Genomic DNA, 2,024 nt, shown 5'->3' on the forward strand with positions numbered 1-2,024 from the left:
GGTTTACTTTCAGAGCGTCGATACTAATTGCACGTCTGGTTTTATTAGAGAGTATTACAGATTCTTCAGGTAAGGATGTCAAATTATACTATCGCTTAAAATGGCTATTGCTCTTTGGTGGATGGACCACTTCTTTAATGACCATTGGGCATTTATTACCTTTATCCTTAGTTCTTCAGGATATATTTAACCGTTTATTTATGTTATTTATATTAACTGTTTCCTTAGTCGCATGGAAAAGTAAGGATGTAATTCGTTACCTTATAGCACCATTGTTAAAGAATAAAAAACGCTACGTACATAATGCGATTTCCTTATTAATTATTCTTGTGCCAATTACGGTATTCTCTACAGCAGTTATTGGCTTATCTGGCTTTATTAATCTTGCCTGGACTATGAGCCGATATCAAGCAAATGCATTAATTGTTTTAGTTGGCTACATTCTTGCTCGAGGATTGCTTTTTGATGCATTAGAGTTATTTTCAGAATGGATGATCTCTTCATTACGTAATGGATGGTTATGGATAGAAATTTTTTTAAAACCTATCGATCAAATTTTGCGAATTACATTACTTTTATTAAGTAGTCTTATTTTATTTAAATTATTTGGTTGGAACTCGCATTCATTGGTCATTATCCATTTGGAAAAATTAGCACATTATACAATTGTTAATTTACCTGGAATTCATATTACTATTACCAGTACTTTAGCATTTATTACCTTACTTGCTACTTTTGTTTGGGCAGCAAAATGGACACGTGAGTTTTGCTATCGTTGGTTATTCAAAAAAATTAAAGATCCAGGCATACGTAATAGTCTTTCTGTATTTAGTCAATTTGCAATCGTATTAATTGGCGGTTTTGTAACCCTATATGTACTCGGCTTTGATTTTAGTGGCATGTCAATGATTATTGGTGGTCTTGCAGTGGGGATGGGTTTTGGTTTACGTGATTTTGCCAGTAACATTATTGGTGGATTGGTATTGTTGATTGAACGACCGGTACGTGAAGGAGATTTGGTTACCATTGGAGAGCACGAAGGACGTGTAGCACATATTGGTATTCGTTGTATGCGTGTTTTATCTTGGGATAATATGGAGGTATTAATTCCCAATGCAGAAACATTTAATAAACCATTTACAAATTGGACTCATCAAGACAATATTGTTCGTTCAGTAATTCCTATTAAAGTCAGTAGACATGATGATCCAGTGATGATTCAGCAATTAATTTTTGATGTACTTGCAATTACCCCAGAAATTGTTGCCGATCCGCCAGCACAAGTGTTTCTTAAGAAAATTGATGCAGCATTAATCGAATTTGAAGCACGATATTTTATAAATGTACAAATATATTCCCGCGTTGAAGTACGATCAAAAGTATTGTTTGCGATTACTGATCAATTTAAAGCAGCCAATATAAGACCTCCTATTGAGCCAATTTCTATTGAATTTAAGGAAGGGCAAAATGAACACTCTATTCCAGAATATTCCACCGAAAACCGAAATGGAGATCATTAAACGTTGCTCTAATATTGCAGGACTTAGTTTTGCACAATTGAGTTTAGGTTTAGGTTTACCCATTCCAACTAAGCCAACTCAACGAAAAGGATGGATTGGACAGGCTATTGAGCTCGCTTTAGGAGCAAACGCCTATAATAAGTCTTTACCCGATTTTCAATATCTAGGAATAGAATTAAAAACATTGCCTATAGCTAAATCTGGGAAACCTACCGAATCAACCTTTATTACTTCCATTCCATTGTTAACCATTCACCAGCAAAGCTGGAGTTCATCATCATGTTATGCCAAACTTCGACGAATTCTATGGATTCCAATTGAAGGAGATATTGATGTTCTTTATTCACAGCGAAGAATTGGCCAAGGATTTTTATGGTCGCCTAATGAGTCGCAAGAAACTATATTAGCAGCTGATTGGGATTACTTAAGCTTTCAAATAAGCACTGGAAATCTAGAAACTTTAGATGCTAAATCAGGTGAGTATTTGCAAGTTCGGCCTAAGGC

At 35.0% G+C, this 2,024-nt stretch carries 2 protein-coding genes; both read left to right on the forward strand.

Annotation, left to right across the window (positions count from 1 at the left end; translation table 11 throughout):
- Positions 1-1,520 (forward strand): mechanosensitive ion channel family protein (locus tag WA877_RS01480; RefSeq protein ID WP_425169172.1); only part of this gene is annotated, 1,520 nt, incomplete at its 5' end.
- The coding region (locus WA877_RS01485; RefSeq protein ID WP_425169173.1) for a MutH/Sau3AI family endonuclease at positions 1,468-2,024 on the forward strand (557 nt) is incomplete at its 3' end. The genes WA877_RS01480 and WA877_RS01485, both read left to right, overlap by 53 nt.

Source organism: Legionella sp. (genome assembly GCF_049790535.1).
Taxonomy (GTDB): Bacteria; Pseudomonadota; Gammaproteobacteria; order Legionellales; family Legionellaceae; genus Legionella.